A 19,071-nucleotide genomic window follows, 5' to 3' on the forward strand; every position below is an offset into this window, starting at 1 on the left:
GACTGACTTCGCCCGATATCCGTGCAGGTATCGCCCTTCTCATCGCCGCCATGAGCGCCGAAGGAACCAGCACGATCAGCAATATCGAACAGATAGACCGTGGCTACCAGAACATTGAAGGACGACTTAACGCCATCGGCGCCAGAATCACTCGAATATGATAAAGAAAGAAGAAGTATATAAAATCGGACTATTCAACAAGCCGCACGGCATTCACGGCGAGTTGCAGTTTACCTTCACGGACGACATCTTCGACCGTGTGGACTGCGATTATCTGATCTGTCTGCTCGACGGTATTTTCGTACCGTTTTTCATCGAGGAATACCGTTTCCGTTCGGACTCCACCGCACTGGTGAAGCTCGAAGGCATAGATACGGCGGAACGCGCGCGTATGTTCACCAATGTCGAAGTCTACTTCCCGGTGAAGCACGCGGAAGAGGCGGAAGACGGCGAACTGTCGTGGAACTTCTTCGTCGGTTTCCGCATGGAAGACGTTCGTCACGGCGAGCTGGGCGAAGTGGTCGAAGTAGATACCACGACGGTGAACACCCTTTTTGTGGTCGAACAGGAGGACGGAGAAGAACTCCTCATTCCTGCACAGGAAGAATTTATAGTGGAGATCAATCAGGAAAAGAAGCTCATCACAGTCGAGCTTCCCGAAGGATTGTTGAATTTGGAAGATTTGGAGGAAGATTAATAATTAATAAAGATGCCAAGAAAACGGAGTAAAGCATTTTGGAACAATTTCAAGTTCAAGTATAAACTCACCATTATCAATGAGAATACGCTTGAAGAAATCGTGGGGCTTCGGGTATCCAAGCTGAACGGGCTTTCGGTGCTGTTGTCCGTGCTGGCGGTGCTTTTTCTGATTGCCGCCTGCATCATTGCCTTCACCCCTTTGCGCAATTACCTCCCCGGATATATGAACAGTGAAGTCCGCAGTCAGATCGTGGACAACGCGCTCCGTGTGGATTCCTTGCAGGAACTGCTCAACAGGCAGAACCTCTACATCATGAACATACAGGATATTTTCAGCGGAAAAGTGCCCATAGACAGCGTGCAGACGCTCGACTCGCTGACCGCCGCCCGCGAAGACACCCTGATGGAACGTACCAGACGTGAAGAGGAATTTCGCCGCCAATACGAAGAAAATGAAAAATATAATCTGACTACGATCGTTTCGCAGCCGGATGTCAACGGACTGATCCTGTATCGTCCGACCCGTGGAATGGTTTCCGACCATTTCAACACCGATAAGAAACACTTTGGAACGGATATTGCCGCCAACCCCAACGAAAGCGTGCTGGCAACTATGGACGGCACCGTCTTTCTGAGCACCTACACCGCCGAAACCGGTTACGTGATAGGCGTACAGCACAGTCAGGATTTCGTCTCGATCTACAAGCACTGCGGCTCGCTGCTGAAAAAAGAAGGCGACCGCGTGAAAGGAGGCGAAGCCATCGCACTGGTGGGAAACAGCGGAACGCTCAGCACAGGGCCGCATCTCCACTTCGAACTGTGGTACAAGGGACATCCTGTCAATCCGGAGAAATACATCGTGTTTTAAAGCCAATGACGAGAAGTGGGATATACGATTATAAGTGACAAGTGACAGAGGAATTAGATAATAATGGATTCAGAAAAGAAGAATAAGAAGAAACAAATAGCTATTTTAGGCTCTACGGGCTCTATCGGGACGCAGGCGTTGCAGGTGATCGAAGAACACCCCGACCTCTACGAAGCCTATGCCCTGACGGCCAACAACCGGGTAGAACTGCTGATTGCACAGGCACGCAAGTTCCAGCCGGAAGTGGTGGTGATAGCCAACGAAGAAAAGTACGCCCAACTGAAGGAAGCGCTGAGCGACCTTCCGATCAAAGTATATGCCGGAATCGACGCGGTCTGTCAGATCGTGGAGGCCGGACCGGTAGATATGGTGCTGACGGCAATGGTGGGCTATGCCGGACTGAAGCCGACGATCAACGCCATTCGTGCCAAGAAAGCCATTGCGCTTGCCAATAAGGAGACGCTTGTGGTGGCGGGAGAACTGATCAACCAACTGGCACAGCAATACCACACTCCCATTTTGCCGGTGGACTCTGAACACTCGGCAGTCTTCCAGTGTTTAGCTGGAGAAGTCGGGAACCCGATTGAGAAGGTGATACTGACCGCTTCCGGTGGTCCGTTTCGGACCTGCACGCTGGAGCAGCTGAAGTCCGTCACCAAGACACAGGCATTGAAACATCCCAACTGGGAGATGGGAGCCAAGATCACCATTGACTCCGCATCCATGATGAACAAAGGCTTTGAGGTCATCGAGGCGAAATGGCTGTTCGGCGTGCAGCCCAGCCAGATCGAGGTGGTGGTGCATCCGCAGTCGGTCATTCATTCCATGGTGCAGTTTGAGGACGGTGCCGTCAAGGCACAGCTAGGCATGCCGGATATGCGTCTGCCCATCCAGTATGCGTTCTCGTATCCCGACCGTATCTGCTCTTCTTTCGACAGGCTCGACTTCACCCAGTGCACGAACCTGACGTTCGAGCAACCGGATACGAAGCGTTTCCGCAACCTTGCCCTGGCTTACGAGGCGATGTATCGGGGCGGAAATATGCCTTGCATTGTCAATGCCGCCAACGAAGTAGTGGTAGCCGCTTTCCTCCGGGACGGCATCAGCTTCCTCGGTATGAGCGATGTGATCGAAAAGACAATGGAACGTGCCGCGTTTGTAGCCGCTCCTGCTTACGACGACTATGTGGCTACCGACGCCGAAGCGCGGAGAATAGCTGCGGAGCTGATTCCGTGATAGCACCGGAGCTGATTTCGTGAACAATGAAAAATATAAATAAGTAATATAAATTAGAAAGCGCCTCGGTTTTCCTCTTATGAGCAGAGGGTTTGGATGAGGCTTTAAATTGTAAATAGATTATATGGAAACATTTTTAATTCGTGCCCTGCAACTGATAATGAGCTTATCCTTGCTCGTTATTATTCATGAAGGCGGGCATTTCCTTTTTGCCCGGTTGTTCAAGGTGCGTGTAGAAAAATTCTGCTTGTTCTTTGACCCGTGGTTTACCTTGTTCAAGTTCAAACCCAAGAGAAGTGATACGGAGTATGCAGTAGGATGGCTGCCGCTGGGCGGTTACGTCAAGATAGCCGGAATGATAGACGAGTCGATGGATACCGAACAGATGAAACAGCCTGAGCAGCCTTGGGAGTTCCGTTCCAAGCCGGCTTGGCAACGTCTTCTGATCATGGTGGGCGGTGTGCTGTTCAACTTCCTGTTGGCGCTCTTTATTTATTCAATGATTCTTTTCGCTTGGGGCGACCAGTATATAAAGGTCCAAGAAGCTCCCCTTGGTATGGACTTCAACGAAACGGCGAAAGCGGTCGGTTTTCAGGATGGCGACATCCTTTTGTCTGCCGACAATGTGCCTTTCGTACGTTATGACGGCGATATGCTGAGTCAGATAGCCGATGCCCGTGAGGTATCAGTGCTTCGTGACGGCAAGAAAGCCTCCGTCTACATTCCCGAAGACATGATGCAGCGCCTGATGGCGGACAGCGTTCGTTTCGCTTCTTTCCGTTTCCCGTATGTGATTGACAGCGTGATGGTTAATTCTCCCGCTGCGCAGGCAGGCATTCTGCCGGGCGACAGTATCATCGCATTGGACGGAAAATCCATCTCCTTCTCTGATTTCAAGCAGACGATGGCGGAACGCAAGAAAAACGCCGAAGCACTTCTGAAAGACAGCATCGACCCTCGTCTGATTACGCTGACGTATGTGCGTGGCGGTGTGACCGATACGACTTCCCTGCGCGTGGATTCCGCTTATCTGATGGGCGTAGTTGCCAGTCTGACAACGGATCGTCTGTTGCCTATGGTGAAAAAGGAATACACATTCTTTGAATCTTTCCCCGCAGGCGTCTCTTTGGGTGTGAAGACATTGAAAGGATACGTCGGCAACATGAAATATCTCTTCTCGAAAGAAGGAGCCAAACAGTTGGGCGGCTTCGGCACTATCGGAAGCATTTTCCCTGCTACGTGGGACTGGCACCAGTTCTGGTACATGACCGCCTTCCTTTCCATCATCCTTGCCTTCATGAACATTCTTCCGATCCCCGCATTGGACGGCGGACACGTGCTCTTCCTCTTCTACGAGATGATAGCCCGTCGTAAACCGAGTGACAAGTTTATGGAGTACGCTCAGATGACCGGTATGGTGCTTCTGTTCGGCTTGCTGATTTGGGCAAACTTCAATGACATATTGAGGTTCTTCTTCTAAGCAGGGACCGGCAAGGCATACACATCCGTCCTCCCCTCGTGCAGACCGGAAGTTGTCAGAACAGCAATCTCGGCGACAGCGGACTGCTGGCGGATAAAAGGAGGATGTTGGCGATGAAGCAATGTATATTGTTGAAATACAGTAAAATATAGTGTACTATTTATCGTATATAGAAACGGCGCTTTAACACTACGTTAAAGCGCCGTTTCTATATACGATAAATGCCTTAGTCTGCCAACGATGATACGCCCTTTCTCCTTTTGGCTCTTTGGATGCCCGGAGACGAATGTTAAATAATTAACATTCTTTGGGGTAGTCCGAAAAGCTGGTTTTAGCTCGATAGTGCAAAGGAATGAACTAAACAGTAGTACACAATAGTAACTTAACTCTCCTCCTTCCCGAAGGAGGAGAATTGAAGATAGAACCGACTATCATTTAGCTCATAACAATATGTGAAAGAAACAAATCGGAAACAACCGGTTTTCTGGATTGATCCTAGTTTCTTCTCCTATGATTTTCGCTCCCGATGACAGATAGTTTTATTCGTCATGACCGATTCGTTTCTCTTTTCAGCGTAGACGGTTGCGACAACCGCAGACTGCTGACAATCGCCGCCACAACAGCAAACCCACTTCCGACCATAAGGCAGACCGCCGTACTCCGGTCGTGCACGACAAAACTGAAAAGTAACGCTACCAGCGTAGTACCGAACGTCTGCCCCAGCAAACGTGCCATTCCCAGCATTCCACTTGCACCGCCCGAACGTTTCGTTGGGGCGGAAGAGATAATCGTACTGTTATTGGGCGTCTGAAACAACCCGAAACCGGCTCCGCAAAGCATCAGACGAAGAATTATACTGATATCGGACGATTCGGCAGTAAGCCCCGAAAGTGAAAAAAGTCCGACGGCAAACAACGCCATCCCGATACTCCCCAATATCCCCGGATGAATGCGTTCCACCAGATAACCTGCCAACGGTGCCGTCACCAGTGTAGCCAACGGCCACGGAGTCAGCAACAATCCTGTCATGACCTCGCTGTGCCCCAACGTATTCTGAAGGAAAAACGGGAGAGACACCATGGCCGCCATCTGAGCGATAAACGAACAGATAGACGTCAGAATCGAAAGCCGGAAAATCGGTATCCGCAATAAGTCCAGCGGCAGCAACGGAGTCGTCTGAGTCAGTTGCCTCCGTACGTAAAACGTTCCTACGATGGCCAATATGATCAATTGCAGCACAAGGAAATCCATCTCCTCATGATGCGCGAATCCGTCCAGCGTATAAATCAGTAACCCGAACGTGACCGCATTGGCTATCGCACTCACGAAGTCAAACTTCCGCTTCGACCGCTCTTCCTGTCTTGGCAAATGCTTGATACCCAGTAGCAGTGCCGTAATCCCTAGCGGTACATTGATAGCAAACAGCCAGTGCCAGCTGGCTATCGAAAGTATGCCGCTTGCCACCGACGGACCGGCAGCCGCCGATATCGCCACTACCATCGCATTGATTCCCATTCCCCGCCCGATCTGGCTTTTCGGGTATACGTAGCGCAGCTGCGCCGTATTCACACTTGTGATGGCCGACGCACTGAATCCCTGAAAGATACGTGCAATCGTCAGCGTCCAGAATGAATCGGACAAGGCGCAGATCAGCGAAGTGATGCAAAACAGCCCAATGCCCGACAGGAACACTTTCCGATAACCGATAATCTCCCCCAAAGAAGAGAAAGACAGCAGCGAAACAACGATAGCCAACTGATAACCATTTATAATCCACGTAGTTACAGCAGGCGAAGTTCCGAAATCGTGCGAAAGCGTAGGGAGTACGATGTTGATAATATTCACGTCGAGCACCGACATACAAAGTGCGAATCCGATGGAAACCACTGCCCAGATACGTCTCGGCATTGGCAGTCCATCGGTTTCATCTATAGAAGTGGTATTATTGGCTTGTATCATAAAAAAAACTTATTCTAGTAGAACCTTATTTTGTTTGTAAATGTAAACAAAACAAAGAAGTACGTGTTTCAATCTTCTTTGAAATATAAGTTTTTTTAGCGCAGGAGACACGCCCACAACAGTTCGTAGTAGCTCCCCCCGCACTAAACTAATACAAAACCTCCCCCACCATTATTACCTATAACCTATTACTTATTACCTATTCTCAATATCCTCTGATTGCTGCTTCCCCGAAATTCCAGATAAGGTGAAAAGAGCGCCTGTTCGAAACGCCCGTCCACCAGCACATCTATGTAGTCGAGTACAGCCTTCAAGCGCGGATTAGCCTGAATCTCTTCGTACGTATATCCCGTATAGCACCAGATATTCAGCCCCGTTTCCTTCTTTACCCTTTTGACAAAAAGCAGGAAAGCCTCCGGATTATAAAACGGATCTCCTCCCGAAAAAGTAACCCCGTCCAGCAATGGATTGGCTTTAATTTCCCGAATGATCGATTGAATCCTTTCCTCCGTCAGCAGTTCTCCCGCCCGCGGATTCCAGCTCTCCGGATTGTGACAGCCGACGCAATGATGAGAACATCCCGCAAGATAAATCGAATACCGGATGCCTTCACCGTCAACAATCGTTTCGGGATAAGTCGATAATAAGTGGAGAGCTGAAAGTGGAGAATTGAGAGTGTTCATCTTAAAATAAAAATTAAAGTTTCGCATGTGCTGTATCCCGCATGGATTCCCCTCCTTCCAGAAGGAGGGGAATCCATGCGGAAACAATTTACGAAACTTCAGTAAAAAATAAATGAGTGTCTTTCAACTTCTACAAGTGCTTCACGCGATCCTTTTCTTCCGCCCGTTTGGCAGAGTTCCAGGAGCTGAGGTCACCTGTCAGGTATCCGGTGATACGGCGCATGCGTAAGATGTTTTCGCTCTGGCATACCGGACATTTATCGAAGATTACTCCTTTGTATCCACAGTTGTGACAGGTATCCACCGGGTGATTGATGGAGCCGTAGCCGATGCCCTCGTCGTGCATGACCTTCACGATTTTCGCGATGGCACGTACATTCTTCTGAGCTTCCCCGTCCAGTTCCACATACGTGATGTGTCCACCGCGGGTGATGGCGTGGAAAGGAGCTTCGCGCCTGATCTTCTCGGTGATGCTGATCGGTTCCTTCACATCCACATGGAAGGAATTGACGTAGTAGTCGCGGTCCGTCACGCCGTCGATCTTACCGTATTTCCGTCGGTCTATCTTGGTGAAACGTCCCGAAAGTCCTTCGGCAGGTGTGGCAAGTACGGAATAATTCAGGTTATATTTCTCTTTATATTCGTCTACCACTTTGTTCATTTCCATTACAGCTTCGTACAGCGTGTCCCATGCCTTCTGGCTGTGTCCGTGGCCTTCTCCGTAAAGTGCCACCATTGCATTGTGTCCGCCGATAAAGCCGATGCCCAGCGTACCGCTGCGTAACGCATCGCCCACTTGCTCGTTCGGATTCAGTGCGCCGCCGCCTTTCCATACGTCATTTCCCATCATGAAGGGGAACTGGCGTGCCAGTGCGGTGCGTTGATACTGGTAGCGCTCGTACAGTTGATCGGCTACAAGAGTCGCCATATTGCGGACTGACTCCATGAAAATCTCTTTCGCTTTCTGTTCGATGGCATCCTTGTTGCGTTCACCCTCAATCAGATTTTCCGCCTTGATGCGTGCTTCGATGGCGAGACGCGGCATGTTCAGTGTGGTGAATGAAAGGTTTCCGCGTCCCAGAGATGACTTTTCTCCTGCCACATTCTCAAATACACGGGTGCGGCATCCCATTGTAGCCAACTCGTAGATATACCGTTTCGGATCGTCCGCTTTCCATTTCTCGTTCTTGTTGAAAGGCGTGTCCAGGAACATGAAGTTCGGGAAAAGCGCTTTCGATGTAGTCTGACAGGCTCTCAGCAGCAGGTCGAAGTTCGGAGCTTCGTAAGTTCCCCGCATGGCGTCTTCGATGTTTTCCGCCTTCATCGCTTTCTCGAAGTCCTTTTCGGAGTAAGAAACTCCGTCCTTTACTTTGAATATCTGGATCGGGAATACGGGGACTTCACCACGTGTTCCGAGTCCTTCGATGGTGGCTTTTAGCAGTTCCTCGATCACGAGGCGGCCTTCGGCGGAAGTATCCGTTCCGTAGTTGATGGAGCTGAATACCACTTGGTTACCTCCACGGGAGTGCATGGTGTTCAGGTTGTGGATAAAGCCTTCCATTGCCTGATGTGTATCCTTCTTTGTCTGCTGGTACGCTTTCTCTGCGATGCGTGTCAGGTGTTCCTTGTCAATAATGATTTGCAGGGCTACCAGGGCGATGCGCAATGTTTCGCGTTCTGCTTCGGTCGATTTAATAGAGGGCAGATGTTCCTTGATTAAGGTGCGGATTGCTTTCTCGTCCGCCTGTGTTCCGTTTTCCATCGCCACGTAGAAGTTGATGAACGAAGCCAGATGTTTGCGGAAAGACTTTGCCACCCCTTTTGCCATGAAGAAGTCGAAGGCGGGGATTGCCTGTCCGCCGTGCTGCTCGTTCTGGTTGGTCTGGAAGATGATGGTGGCAAGCGTAGCATAACTTTGGATGCTTTGCGGTGTGCGGATGCTGCCGTTCTTGGTGCGGAAGCCACGTTCAAAGAGATCGTCCATGTCATATTGGATGCAGGTGGTCGTCTTTGTCGGGTAGTAATCGAGGTCGTGAATATGGATATCGCCCAACTGGTGCGCTTCGGCAAAACGTTTCGGCAACAGATATTTATAGGTATAGTCTTTGGTGACTTCCGATGCGAATGTCATCATTTGTCCGGCAGGCGTGTGGCTGCTCATATTGGCGTTGCTCAGGTTCACGTCGTTCTTGTCGATGGCGACGATGCCGTCCATCACGTGCTTCATCTGGGTTTTCTTGTCCCGCTCCGTGTTCCGCCATTCGCGGTAGATGATGTACTTCTTGGCTACTTCGGGGCGTACCTTCATCAATGCCTTTTCTACTAAGTCCTGAATTTCCTCCACGGTGATCGTGGGGTTAGTGAACTGACTGATTACACTCATCGTGACGTCAGCAATCAGTTGCTGCTCGTCCTGAATCCCTGTCGCACTGAATGCTTTACCGATCGCATTCTTGATCTTACTGATAGAGAAATCTTCTCTTTTACCATCTCGTTTGATGATACAAATTTCCGCGTAGTTCATAACTTTAACTCCCGAAAGTGATTAATAATATGTTTATTTGACTCCGGCAGGTCTTCTGACTTATCCCTCCCCCGCAGCGCCTTCCCACATCTGGATGCAGTGACATAGTGTGCGGATTCACAGAGAATTACAGCAGCGGGTACTGTCGCCGATTTGCACAGCGTTCCCTCATTGACTAAACCTCTTTTTAGTTCCGAAACCGGATACAAAGATAAAGGATATTGTGATAGCTTGGATAGGATTTAACATTAAATTTCGGGAAACTTTTCTTTCTGCCTGATACAGAAAGTTTTCCGTTTTGGATAACTTTTAAGAAATGATTCTTGCAGGAAATATTAGTTTTTCTTCTCTGTTATATTGAAATAGTCGGACTCTCTTTTAAGTGTCCCATGCCCCATAAGTGTACTTATTAAAGGACTCACGCTTTTATCAGACTTAAAAAAAGATAGACTAAATGAAGATTTTAAAAGATTTGCATACTGGTAGAAAGAAGTTTTCCAGAGTTGAGCGGATGCATTTTTTGCAAGAGCTGGAAGAAGAACTGAAAGTTTATTATCTCTCCTATACAGAGACAGTAGATAGGCCTTATTCCGAACAGGAACAAGAGATTATTGTCCGGATTATCAAGATGCTGATTCGTCAGCTTCGGGGTACATCCAAGTTTCAGTTGTTTAGCAGGAGAGGTACAAGACGTAAGTCCGAAGATCCGGATGATGTGGAAGAGCGGGAAGAGCGGCGAAAGGAACAGACAGACGAGATACGTTTGAAACATACCAACCTTTACTCGTACAATCCTCTTTCCAAGAAGTATAAAGCGAGGAAAGAAGAACTGCTTCGGAACCTGAAAAGGGAGTTCTAATCTTCCGGATGTTTCATTGAGAACGTCCGGGAAGTAACAAATAAGAGTAGACCGGCAAATGCGTATGTATTGTGAGTCCCTTGCGTTTGCTGAGCCTGCTCTTATTTGTTTTAGAATTAGCCAAGAAAAAATACCCTGACATGTAAATGTTTTAGTTTCATGCCAGGGTAATAATCTAATAGTTATTGTTCAGTCGGTGACTTTTATCAAGAGACCGTTTTAACAATATGCAATGTCAGTAACGGACGGAATATCCGATATGATGTACTCCATACATTCTTTACTCCTTCTACTGCTATCGGATTGTTTTTAGACTTTTGAATGTATTTCAGCAGAACCTTCCGTTGCTGGCGATTCAAAATGTCTATGTTTGTAGCCCATAGCATAAGTCCTTCTTCCAACGTTGTCACTTCAAACTGATATGAGGCATTGTAATTACGAATATAGGTAATGAAAGTAAAGGTTGCTTTCTCTGATAGAGGAAACACTGTATCGCTCATGTCGGTTTCTATCATGTTTACATCATATAAGTACATTAACTTGTAATATTTCCTATCGCCACATCCCTCGTGGTATTTTTTTGCTATATTCGCATTGTAAAGAGATATTAGATCATCAATTAAAAAGAAATCACGCCAGACGTTTTTTACGCAGTCTAATTTTACTGGGCCATTGTCATGATAGCATTCCAGAGATTCACGAATAAGTAAAGACTTCATTTTTGAAGATATATGAGACGTGTCATGAACTAATTCACGAAATAAATCATTAGTCGGCATTTCTGATTGATACTGATGAACAAAGCAATGCTTATCGTTGGCATTAACTAAGAAAGTAAATGTTTTCATAATTTCATTTATTTCATGGTTGTTTCTGAGACTTGAATCTACCCTAATGTAGGAATATATTGTTCTATGCTAGGATGTTTTATTAGTCGTTTTTTTTACTGTCTCTACTATATTAAGAAGCAAAAGAGTACTAAATACAATAAAACATGTACACCAAACATTACTTAGACCATTTAATTTGGTAGGAGGATCTATATCACCATATTTGATATTCTTCTTAAATGACTTCAACTGTTTATCTGTAAAAAAATCGACATTATTTATCCATAAGTTCAAGGCTTCTTCTAATGTCTTTGCTACATACTGACTAATGTATGTCCCACCTTTATAGTCAGCAATAAATGTAAATAGTTTCATTTTAATTACCTCCTCTACCTCTTTGATGGTCATGGTCTCCTGCATAATCCATCTGTTTTTTATAGTGATCTCTTTGTTTTTTCAATGTTTCTAATTCTTTTTTCTCTTTCGCAGTTTTATTTGTTTTAGATTTTAAATTATCATATTTCTCTTTTGCTGTACTATAATCATTTGCAGCTTGTTGTCTTTTATCAATATTCGAATGCTTTTCATTCTTCCCGCTAGACTTTGAATACCCGCTTCCGTTATTACTACCTTCGCTAACTCTTCCTTTTTTGGAGAATAGCTTCATGAATCCACTTGTTCCCATCAATGAACCGTGAGTGATATCATACACGCCTTTCGCGGTAACCCCCAAAGAAATTCCTGCGGTTTCCGGACTGAGTGCCATTCCTCCTGCAGCTTCTTCGAAACCATTAACAATCTCTGCGGCTCCTGCAAAAATACTTATGATATCACCAACATCCTGTCCTGCGTTGTAGGCAGATGCGTTGCTGTATATTCCGGTTTCACGGAGTGACGTTTGTCCAAGCAGTATGTTATCTGCCATAGCCCGTGCAGCTCCATTGGTAAAACTTAGAGTACCCTTAAAGACGTTGCTTAATCCTCTGCTTATTCCTCCCCATGTGGGCCACATTCCATTGGGATCTACTAATAGGATAGGATTGTTCAAACAGTAAGTGTATGGACTAATCTTATAGTACTTTTCCGTCATCAGGTCCATCGTATGCCATCTTCCCAATACCGGGTCATACTGCCTTGCTCCGTAGTCGTACAAGTTCAATCCGTTCTTTGTATCCAGTTCCTTTCCGTTATACTTAAAAGGTTGAACAGATGAATTTGAAGCGAATATTCCTCCGAACGGATAATAGTGGTTCACTTCTTCTATCATTCCATCTTGGCTGGCAACCACTCTGTTGTTTCCTTGATGGTCTTGGATGTAGTAGTGGAACTTTTTATCTGCTATAGAGAAATATCCCTGTTCGGTCAATAGCTTGTCCCGGCTTCCATTTTCATAGATCACATTGCCGCAGTAGTCGGTTGTAGTGGTGTTTCCTGCGATTATATGTGTAGTTTGGAGTTTAGTTCCGTCTGCGCTATATAGGTAAGAAATTTCACTACCGTCTTTAAACTGTATCCGACGTGGTAAATTTAAGAAATTGTATTGGATATCAGAAATGTTTTTATTCAAATCTTTTGTTAAATTACCGTCTTCGTCGTAGGAATATTCCGTGTCCAGATTCACACCGTCCTTGAACTCGAAACCATTCGCGTATGCTGAACTTGTGGCGCTGTCTGTCACTTTCTTGAGCTGATTGCCTGTGTAAGTAAGAGATAGGTCGTCAATTAATCCGTAACTGCTTTGTCCGGTTTGCCCATAACGCTTCAGTCCTGTGATGTTGCCATGTTTGTCATAACCGGTCACTTGTTCATTGAAGTGATTTGTATTCGTCATCGAATTGCTTCCTTCACTATAATTGGCACTGGTCAGCCTGTTGAGCTTATCGTATGAATATTGGTAATTACGGGTGATTGACTCTTTGTTTGCTTTCCACGTCATGCTACTGATATTTCCGCCATACTGGGGAGTGCCGGGACCATCAGTATAATGTAGCGTTTGAGAGAAGAGAGGGCTTTCGATAGACGTTAGCCAGTTACGGATATTATACGTATTGGTCGTTGTCAGTGTGGAAGTGCCGTCTATTCGGGTTAAGCTTTTAATATTGCCTAAGTCATCGTAGAGATAGCTCATTTTCGTAGAGTCCTTTTCATTTACGATTTGTACAGTTTCAGACAAACGTCCTGCGTGATTGTAGCTGTGTTTGGTTTCTTCGATCAGCTCGGAGTTACTTTTGGAGTGGATATGCTTGGTGTGCACAGGCTGTCCCGTAAAGTTGTAAGCAGTGTATGTCTTTTCGTATCCTCCCAGATGATTGGTCGATTTTATCTGAATGGCACGGCCGTTATAATCATAGTAAGTAACGGTATAGTCGTATCCTGTCACAGATCCGTTTTTGTCCAGTCGAGCTGTCGCGTTTCCGGTCTGCAAGCCTTGCGAACTAGTCGTATATCTTTCTCCGAACTCGCTGTTTGCTTCATAATTCAAACTGCTGTTGGAAATCAGGGTGCCGTTCTGCATCTTAAACAGATAGTCGTCATAATATTTGGCGGTAAGCACTGTGACTGAATTCAGTGCGACTCCGGTTACGGAATAACCGAGAAGAGAAGCGTTGTCCGTACGTTCACATTTGACGCATGTATTCAGTATCGGGTTGTTGAATGGGTCTATGGCGTTTTTACAAATACCCATGATACATTCGCGTCCCATTGCATCGGGCAATGCAAATTGCCATTCACCTCTTTTTCGTTGTTCTCCTGTTTGGGAGAAGATAAGGCGGTCTGCCAAGTCATAGACTTTGTACTCCCAACTGCAGCCCGGTAACTTGGTGCCTATGCACCGGTTACGCATATCATATTTATAGAGATAGGCGTATTGAGCTAAGGATGCGGAAGTTTGACTCGAATAACTGCTACCGCTTACGAGTTGGGCGGATACCATAGGTGGAAGCACCGCTTTTAAATTATCGAACTCATCATAAAGATAATAAGTGTCGTTATTCGTCTTACTGCCGTTGTTGTGCTCAATTTGCCGGCTAAGTACTACTTGGTCGAATTTATTCTTGAATTCCAATGTCACTTGACGATCTTCGTTTTCGGTTCGGGTGACGGATAGCTCGGAAGATTTGCAATTGCCGGCTACTTTCAGCTCCATGTTTTGGTTATCTTTTTCTGTCATTTCAAACCGAAGACAGTTGAGCGTATCATTTCCGGCTATGTTACTCAGATAGCTGAATTTGGTACTTGCTTTTTGCGAACGCCAGTCGCTTCCGGGACCATACACTTCCCGTACTCTTCCCAAAGGTGAATCTTCGTAGACTTTTTCTGAAAAGTGATAAGTATATTCCTTATAGTTAAAAGCATAGAAATCTTGCAGACTTTCGGTAAACTTCCAGTCTATCATTTCTGTGTTCGAACCTTGTGCGTATGGCAAATACGATTTGGCATCATCTCTTAACAAGTTATCATAAACGATCGGATGGTATATACTCTTGTTCTTATTGGAAGTACCCACTTCTATTTTCTGCGATGGATATCCCAGACCGTTGTAGTAAGTAATTTCTTTTCTTCCCCCACTTCTTGTGTTATCCAGATAATTCGTTGTGGAAATATAGTTGTCTCTTCCAATAGGTAATATTTCTATTGGAATGTTTTGAGGTGACTGTTTGATAATGAAGTGTACTGGAAATGTTGTTTCGAATGTTACATCAAAAAAGAGTACGACGAACTCGGATGATATGTCTGAAATTCCTACCCCTGTGAGCCTTAAACATCTTCTTAAATCTTCCGTTATTCTTGAAGGCACGAGCCTTTCGATTTCTGCAGTGAATAAGTGATTTTTGTTTTCCATCGTTACTATCCACTGACCTCCGTATTCGAGATGTGAATCTATAGAAGTCGTTACTCTCAATCCCAGATCGGATAAAGATATCTCTCCATGTCTACTTTCAGCTGGCATTATTTCTATCGGAAAATCCTGAGGGGATTCTTTGATAACGAACCGTATCGTATCTGTCGGATCGGCCGTTATGTGAAAGTAAAGGTTGCATATACCGTCTGAATTAGAAGTAAACTCAACTTTGAAAAGTCTCACGTACGGACGCAATTCTTCTGATATGCGTGAAGGAACGAAGTTTTTGATTTCTGCTTCGTTCAAGCTAAAGTTGTTCCTTGCTGTTATCATCCAAGTATCTCCTTCGTAGAGAGTACTTTCAGGAGAAGGTGTGACTTTTAGCCCCATGTCGGTCATGGATATTTGCCCGGTTTCTGTCGCCAATACAGGACTGGCGAGTAAGCTGCATATTAAAGCTGTAATATAAATAATAATTTTCATAAATTTATCTCTTTAGAGGTTGTTTGAATATTTATATGAACTAATCAGTTCGCCCTTATGGTCGGTCTTTTCTATCAGACGTCCAGAATCATCGTATTTAAAATAGGTAGAAACATTCTTGGGATCTCTAATTTTGCTGATACCTATGTATGGGATATATTCATAAGTAGTGATAAATGATGCCGGTAATTGCGTTCTCAAATTTTCAACTTTCTGCATGTCTGAATAGCTGGGCTTCGTTGCGTCTGCCAGTCTTTTGATAAGATCATTCCCCAATAGTCCTGTAACTGATTCGTAATCGCTGTTCTTGATTTCCGCAATTGCATATTTGCCTTTGTATCCGTACAGGTAGACAGTTTCTGTTTTGTCTTTTTCGTTACGGATATGAGTCGGGTTGCTGTAAGAGTCGTATGCCAGGTATGTGGTTGCGGGAATATTAGAAACATCGGCTACTAACTCGTTGCCCACATTATGGAGTCCTTGGTATGTTGCAGCATCAGCATGTTTTCCCAGTATGGATACTTTGTCTTTCACTAAGCTTTTGCTGTCTGCAGTCAGTAACTTATAGAAATATGTCTCATTCTCAGTTACTTTTCCGTTTTTTATCTTTGTCACTTCCAATGGATAGTCGGTGAAGTGTAGCTGATTCATCTGGTAGAAAGAACTATAGGGAGGTACAAATGGAAATATCAGCATGTCCGGCACGTATCGCGTCTTTTCTTCGTATACATTTCCGGCTCCGTCTTCACTGGTTTTCAGCTTTATCTGTTTGTTGACGGAGTTATATTCGTATTTATCTTTATACTCAATAGTGTTTCCATTGTCATCGTAAGTGATAGTCCGTTTTTCCGAAAGTAGGTTGCTGTAGAATTTTTGATAGTAGGTACCTCCGAAAGCAAACCTCAGGAATCCCAGTGTAGGGTCGTCTGAATTATAGTCCATGACATTAGTAGTGGTTATCTCCGTGATGAGTATGGAATCTTTCTGTATAGGAGTATATTCGAATAGTTCTTTTTGTTTCACATGACCGGCACAGTCGAATTGTTCTTTACTTAAGAGCATTCCGCGCTTTAGTGCGTTTGATGAACATGGAGTGTATGGACTATAAGGGGTACCGACATGAGGAGGGTATTCACGGGAGAACTTATTATTCAACATAGCTATGGGATCTTCGTCCATATAACCTGGTCCGAAATTGCTGAATGTATGGACAGTATATCCGTCTATCAGTTTCCCATTTTTGTCTTCATTGCACTCTATGACTTTAGAATATCCGATATACTCTCCCCGACTGTTGTACCAGAGCGGATTGGATGCTTGAGACATGATGGCATTCAAGGTATAATATTCGGGTCCTCCGTTTTGTGATTTGAGGAGATTGTATAGCTGCCAACCCCAAAGGTATTGTGGAGTGAAAGATAGAATACCGGAAGAGACACCTCCCTTTGTTGTCGGTGTGAATTCTTTTGTGTAGTAATAGTGCTTTCTTGTCAGTAGTTCATCATTGCTATCGTAGTTGTTGATTTCTTTGATACGGAGACCTCCCGGATATGTATAATCTGGAGTGCCTGGATAAGGTAAATGGGCACTTTGTACTGTTTTCCGGTCTGCTGACACCATACTGGATATGACGTTGGGTTCATAAATGAATTCTGTTCTTCCATGTGTGGGGTATGTGATGGATTTTAGCATTTCTGCAGTCACACGAAATCCTCCCTTGTCTCCCATTCTTTTGTTGGTATACTCTTTGCCTTCGGCTATCTGCTTGTCAGCAAAAATTGCATTTTCAAAGAACTCTTTGCTGAAATAGTATGAGAAATTTTCACCGTTATTGAATCCGAGGTTGTCATAGTGTCCTGTATTATATCCGGGTAGGTGATTGGGGAAATAATTTAGTGAATAGGTCGATTGGGTTCCTGATGGAGTCGTTTTAGTCAGTGTTTTCAGTTTTAATCGCTCAGTGGAGCTATTAGTGTAAGTAAACTGATAGTTTATCTTATCCAATATTACCACGGAGTTTAGCTTGTTTAACGTGAAATTCTTTTCTTTTGTAAAAAATGTAGCTGGCCCATGGTCCATACAGGTTTCCCATGCATACTGTGAGTCATAGGGTAATTGTGTACTTGGGGAGTAATGAAACCGGGCAAGTATTTTATTGTCTGTTACATCTTTGACTGTTGCAAGTTGTACAGGGGCTAGTAATTCATAATCATAACTCATTGCTGTTTGCCAGAATAGAGCATCCAAGCTTATACAGAAAGACATATTTCCATTTATTTGAAACGGCATAATTTCGTAGGTGAATTCTATTTCATGTCCTGCAGGAGTTATGATTTTGGAGAGATGCCAGGTGATGGGAGCAGGAAGGTTTAAGAATCCCTTGAAAGGTAGATTGTAATCTGTTTTATCGGTTCCTCCAAATATGTATTTATAACCGTCTGGCGTGGTCAGTGTAAACGAATCAATCAACCAACATGATAAAGGGTTCTTAAATCCGGTTCCTTCTGATCTGCAATAGTTGTAAAATTGAGAAAGTGGACTGGTAAGTTGAGAACGGGTATTATTGTAAGTATTCGAGGTAAATTCAATTTTGATGTCAGAATCTGATTGAACCATCCACTTGCTCTTTTCTTGACTATACATAAAGCTTCCGGTGTAACCGAGAAAGTTAAATTGATACTCGTCTTGGGTATTAATATAGTTGCCGGATACTCTTACTAGAATGTCTGCTGTGGTTAATAAATCAGCTTCGGTGGTTATAGGCTTGTATTCATTGCTAGAACTTTCATAAGAAATATCTGGCTCATTTTTAATTATCCGGGTAATACATCCTCCGCATTCAAGGCTCCATCCCAATCCCACTTCACTGGGTAGGTTGTTGGGTTTTACATTATAAATATGATAATTGAGGTTGATTGGAAGTTGGATATTATCTCTTAACTTAAATTCGTACAATGGGATAGAGATATTCGGAGTTCCGGTATATAGTCCGACAGGTATTTTACCTTGAGTGTTGGCATTACTGACACCCGGTTGTGGAAAGCCTTGTGCCCCTGTCAACCCAATTACTTTCTCAAATTGCCCTTGCGCTTTCAGGCAATTACTTGCCAATAGAAAAGCTATGGTGAATAATATATATTTCATTTTCATTATTAGTTTATTGATTTTTGTATACTAAGTCCGCCACAAATATTTCTGTATACTGCTGTGGCAGCTGAAACAGATATCTTGGTGGCGGACCTCATTTTTGACTTTCTTACAGACTCATCGCATTAGCGCCCAACACGCCTGCTACTGCCGAAGCCACCGCGATGACTACTTTCAGAATCATATCCCAAAGGGATTTCTTCATTGCCATAATTTACACACCTCCTTTCCGATACTTTAAAAGATTAATTACTTCCTGAAAACGTCTTTATACCTTTGCTCATTTATATTGTCCTCACAGGCTTTCCTTTACCTCAAAGCAAGGACACGCCTTGATCCACTCTTCCGGTTCGATCTCCCCATCTCCGTTCAGATCCGGACTGAGATCCCGGTGTCCGCACACCCGGCAGCCGGGGAAACGTTGCTCCAATTGATGCACCAGCAGGCGGAGGGCGGCAC

General features: G+C 44.9%; 13 protein-coding genes, 2 pseudogenes and 1 riboswitch. Of the genes and pseudogenes, 6 read left to right on the forward strand and 9 right to left on the reverse strand.

What is annotated here, in order from left to right; translation table 11 throughout:
• The 5 genes and pseudogenes from DW640_RS22170 to rseP all read left to right on the forward strand — a co-directional run.
• A pseudogene (locus tag DW640_RS22170) lies at positions 1 to 161 on the forward strand (UDP-N-acetylglucosamine 1-carboxyvinyltransferase); the annotation flags it as partial.
• Positions 158 to 697, forward strand: coding sequence for a ribosome maturation factor RimM (rimM, locus tag DW640_RS22175; RefSeq protein ID WP_008766372.1), 540 nt, complete (start codon positions 158 to 160; stop codon positions 695 to 697). The pseudogene DW640_RS22170 and the gene rimM, both read left to right, overlap by 4 nt.
• Positions 698 to 709: 12 nt before the next feature.
• Entirely contained in the window at positions 710 to 1,567 is an 858-nt protein-coding gene (locus tag DW640_RS22180) for a M23 family metallopeptidase (protein ID WP_008766371.1), read from the forward strand.
• A 63-nt stretch (positions 1,568 to 1,630) separates the two neighbouring features.
• Positions 1,631 to 2,803, forward strand: coding sequence for a 1-deoxy-D-xylulose-5-phosphate reductoisomerase (locus DW640_RS22185; RefSeq protein ID WP_008766370.1), 1,173 nt, complete (start codon positions 1,631 to 1,633; stop codon positions 2,801 to 2,803).
• Positions 2,804 to 2,927: 124 nt separating this feature from the next.
• Entirely contained in the window at positions 2,928 to 4,283 is a 1,356-nt protein-coding gene (rseP, locus tag DW640_RS22190) for an RIP metalloprotease RseP (protein ID WP_008766369.1), read from the forward strand.
• A gap of 546 nt (positions 4,284 to 4,829) precedes the next feature.
• Here the strand turns inward: rseP and DW640_RS22195 are convergent.
• The 3 genes from DW640_RS22195 to DW640_RS22205 form a co-directional block, all read right to left on the reverse strand.
• On the reverse strand, positions 4,830 to 6,242 hold the full coding sequence (locus DW640_RS22195) for an MFS transporter (RefSeq protein ID WP_055220133.1): 1,413 nt from the start codon (positions 6,240 to 6,242) through the stop codon (positions 4,830 to 4,832).
• A gap of 188 nt (positions 6,243 to 6,430) precedes the next feature.
• Entirely contained in the window at positions 6,431 to 6,925 is a 495-nt protein-coding gene (gene nrdG / locus DW640_RS22200) for an anaerobic ribonucleoside-triphosphate reductase activating protein (protein WP_054960474.1), read from the reverse strand.
• Between the two features lie 130 nt (positions 6,926 to 7,055).
• Positions 7,056 to 9,449 carry an anaerobic ribonucleoside triphosphate reductase gene (locus DW640_RS22205; RefSeq protein WP_008761113.1) on the reverse strand — a complete coding sequence of 798 codons (2,394 nt, stop codon included), beginning with the start codon at positions 9,447 to 9,449 and terminating at the stop codon, positions 7,056 to 7,058.
• Positions 9,450 to 9,476: 27 nt separating this feature from the next.
• Positions 9,477 to 9,662: riboswitch (cobalamin riboswitch) on the reverse strand.
• 241 nt (positions 9,663 to 9,903) lie between these two features.
• On the opposite strand from DW640_RS22205, the gene DW640_RS22210 reads away from it, so the two are divergent.
• Positions 9,904 to 10,308: a hypothetical protein gene (locus DW640_RS22210; RefSeq protein WP_008766365.1), complete on the forward strand. Its 405-nt coding sequence runs from the start codon at positions 9,904 to 9,906 to the stop codon at positions 10,306 to 10,308.
• Positions 10,309 to 10,514: 206 nt separating this feature from the next.
• Here the strand turns inward: DW640_RS22210 and DW640_RS22215 are convergent, their stop codons facing one another.
• From DW640_RS22215 to DW640_RS24125, 6 genes and pseudogenes are all read right to left on the reverse strand, one after another.
• Positions 10,515 to 11,156: a hypothetical protein gene (locus DW640_RS22215; protein ID WP_008766364.1), complete on the reverse strand. Its 642-nt coding sequence runs from the start codon at positions 11,154 to 11,156 to the stop codon at positions 10,515 to 10,517.
• 69 nt (positions 11,157 to 11,225) lie between these two features.
• A complete protein-coding gene (locus tag DW640_RS22220; RefSeq protein WP_172681274.1) occupies positions 11,226 to 11,513 on the reverse strand; it encodes a hypothetical protein in 288 nt (95 codons plus the stop codon).
• Position 11,514: 1 nt separating this feature from the next.
• On the reverse strand, positions 11,515 to 15,465 hold the full coding sequence (locus tag DW640_RS22225; RefSeq protein ID WP_117578963.1) for a DUF6443 domain-containing protein: 3,951 nt from the start codon (positions 15,463 to 15,465) through the stop codon (positions 11,515 to 11,517).
• 12 nt (positions 15,466 to 15,477) lie between these two features.
• Positions 15,478 to 18,609: a hypothetical protein gene (locus tag DW640_RS22230; RefSeq protein WP_008766361.1), complete on the reverse strand. Its 3,132-nt coding sequence runs from the start codon at positions 18,607 to 18,609 to the stop codon at positions 15,478 to 15,480.
• A 112-nt stretch (positions 18,610 to 18,721) separates the two neighbouring features.
• Positions 18,722 to 18,817 carry a smalltalk protein gene (locus DW640_RS23595; protein ID WP_008766360.1) on the reverse strand — a complete coding sequence of 32 codons (96 nt, stop codon included), beginning with the start codon at positions 18,815 to 18,817 and terminating at the stop codon, positions 18,722 to 18,724.
• A 90-nt stretch (positions 18,818 to 18,907) separates the two neighbouring features.
• Positions 18,908 to 19,071 (reverse strand): annotated as a pseudogene (locus tag DW640_RS24125) (N-acetylmuramoyl-L-alanine amidase); the annotation flags it as partial.

Origin of the sequence: Bacteroides sp. AM23-12 (genome assembly GCF_003434395.1) — a bacterium.
Classification (GTDB): Bacteria; Bacteroidota; Bacteroidia; order Bacteroidales; family Bacteroidaceae; genus Bacteroides; species Bacteroides thetaiotaomicron.

Bases quoted from the DNA above. Each gene is read 5' to 3' on its own strand.
- DW640_RS22220 (WP_172681274.1), bottom strand. From the start codon at position 11,513: ATGAAACTATTTACATTTATTGCTGACTATAAAGGTGGGACATACATT.
- DW640_RS22185 (WP_008766370.1), top strand. From the start codon at position 1,631: ATGGATTCAGAAAAGAAGAATAAGAAGAAACAAATAGCTATTTTAGGC.
- DW640_RS22210 (WP_008766365.1), top strand. From the start codon at position 9,904: ATGAAGATTTTAAAAGATTTGCATACTGGTAGAAAGAAGTTTTCCAGA.
- rseP (WP_008766369.1), top strand. From the start codon at position 2,928: ATGGAAACATTTTTAATTCGTGCCCTGCAACTGATAATGAGCTTATCC.
- DW640_RS23595 (WP_008766360.1), bottom strand. From the start codon at position 18,817: ATGAAGAAATCCCTTTGGGATATGATTCTGAAAGTAGTCATCGCGGTG.
- DW640_RS22205 (WP_008761113.1), bottom strand. From the start codon at position 9,449: ATGAACTACGCGGAAATTTGTATCATCAAACGAGATGGTAAAAGAGAA.
- DW640_RS22180 (WP_008766371.1), top strand. From the start codon at position 710: ATGCCAAGAAAACGGAGTAAAGCATTTTGGAACAATTTCAAGTTCAAG.
- DW640_RS22230 (WP_008766361.1), bottom strand. From the start codon at position 18,609: ATGAAATATATATTATTCACCATAGCTTTTCTATTGGCAAGTAATTGC.
- nrdG (WP_054960474.1), bottom strand. From the start codon at position 6,925: ATGAACACTCTCAATTCTCCACTTTCAGCTCTCCACTTATTATCGACT.
- rimM (WP_008766372.1), top strand. From the start codon at position 158: ATGATAAAGAAAGAAGAAGTATATAAAATCGGACTATTCAACAAGCCG.
- DW640_RS22225 (WP_117578963.1), bottom strand. From the start codon at position 15,465: ATGAAAATTATTATTTATATTACAGCTTTAATATGCAGCTTACTCGCC.
- DW640_RS22215 (WP_008766364.1), bottom strand. From the start codon at position 11,156: ATGAAAACATTTACTTTCTTAGTTAATGCCAACGATAAGCATTGCTTT.
- DW640_RS22195 (WP_055220133.1), bottom strand. From the start codon at position 6,242: ATGATACAAGCCAATAATACCACTTCTATAGATGAAACCGATGGACTG.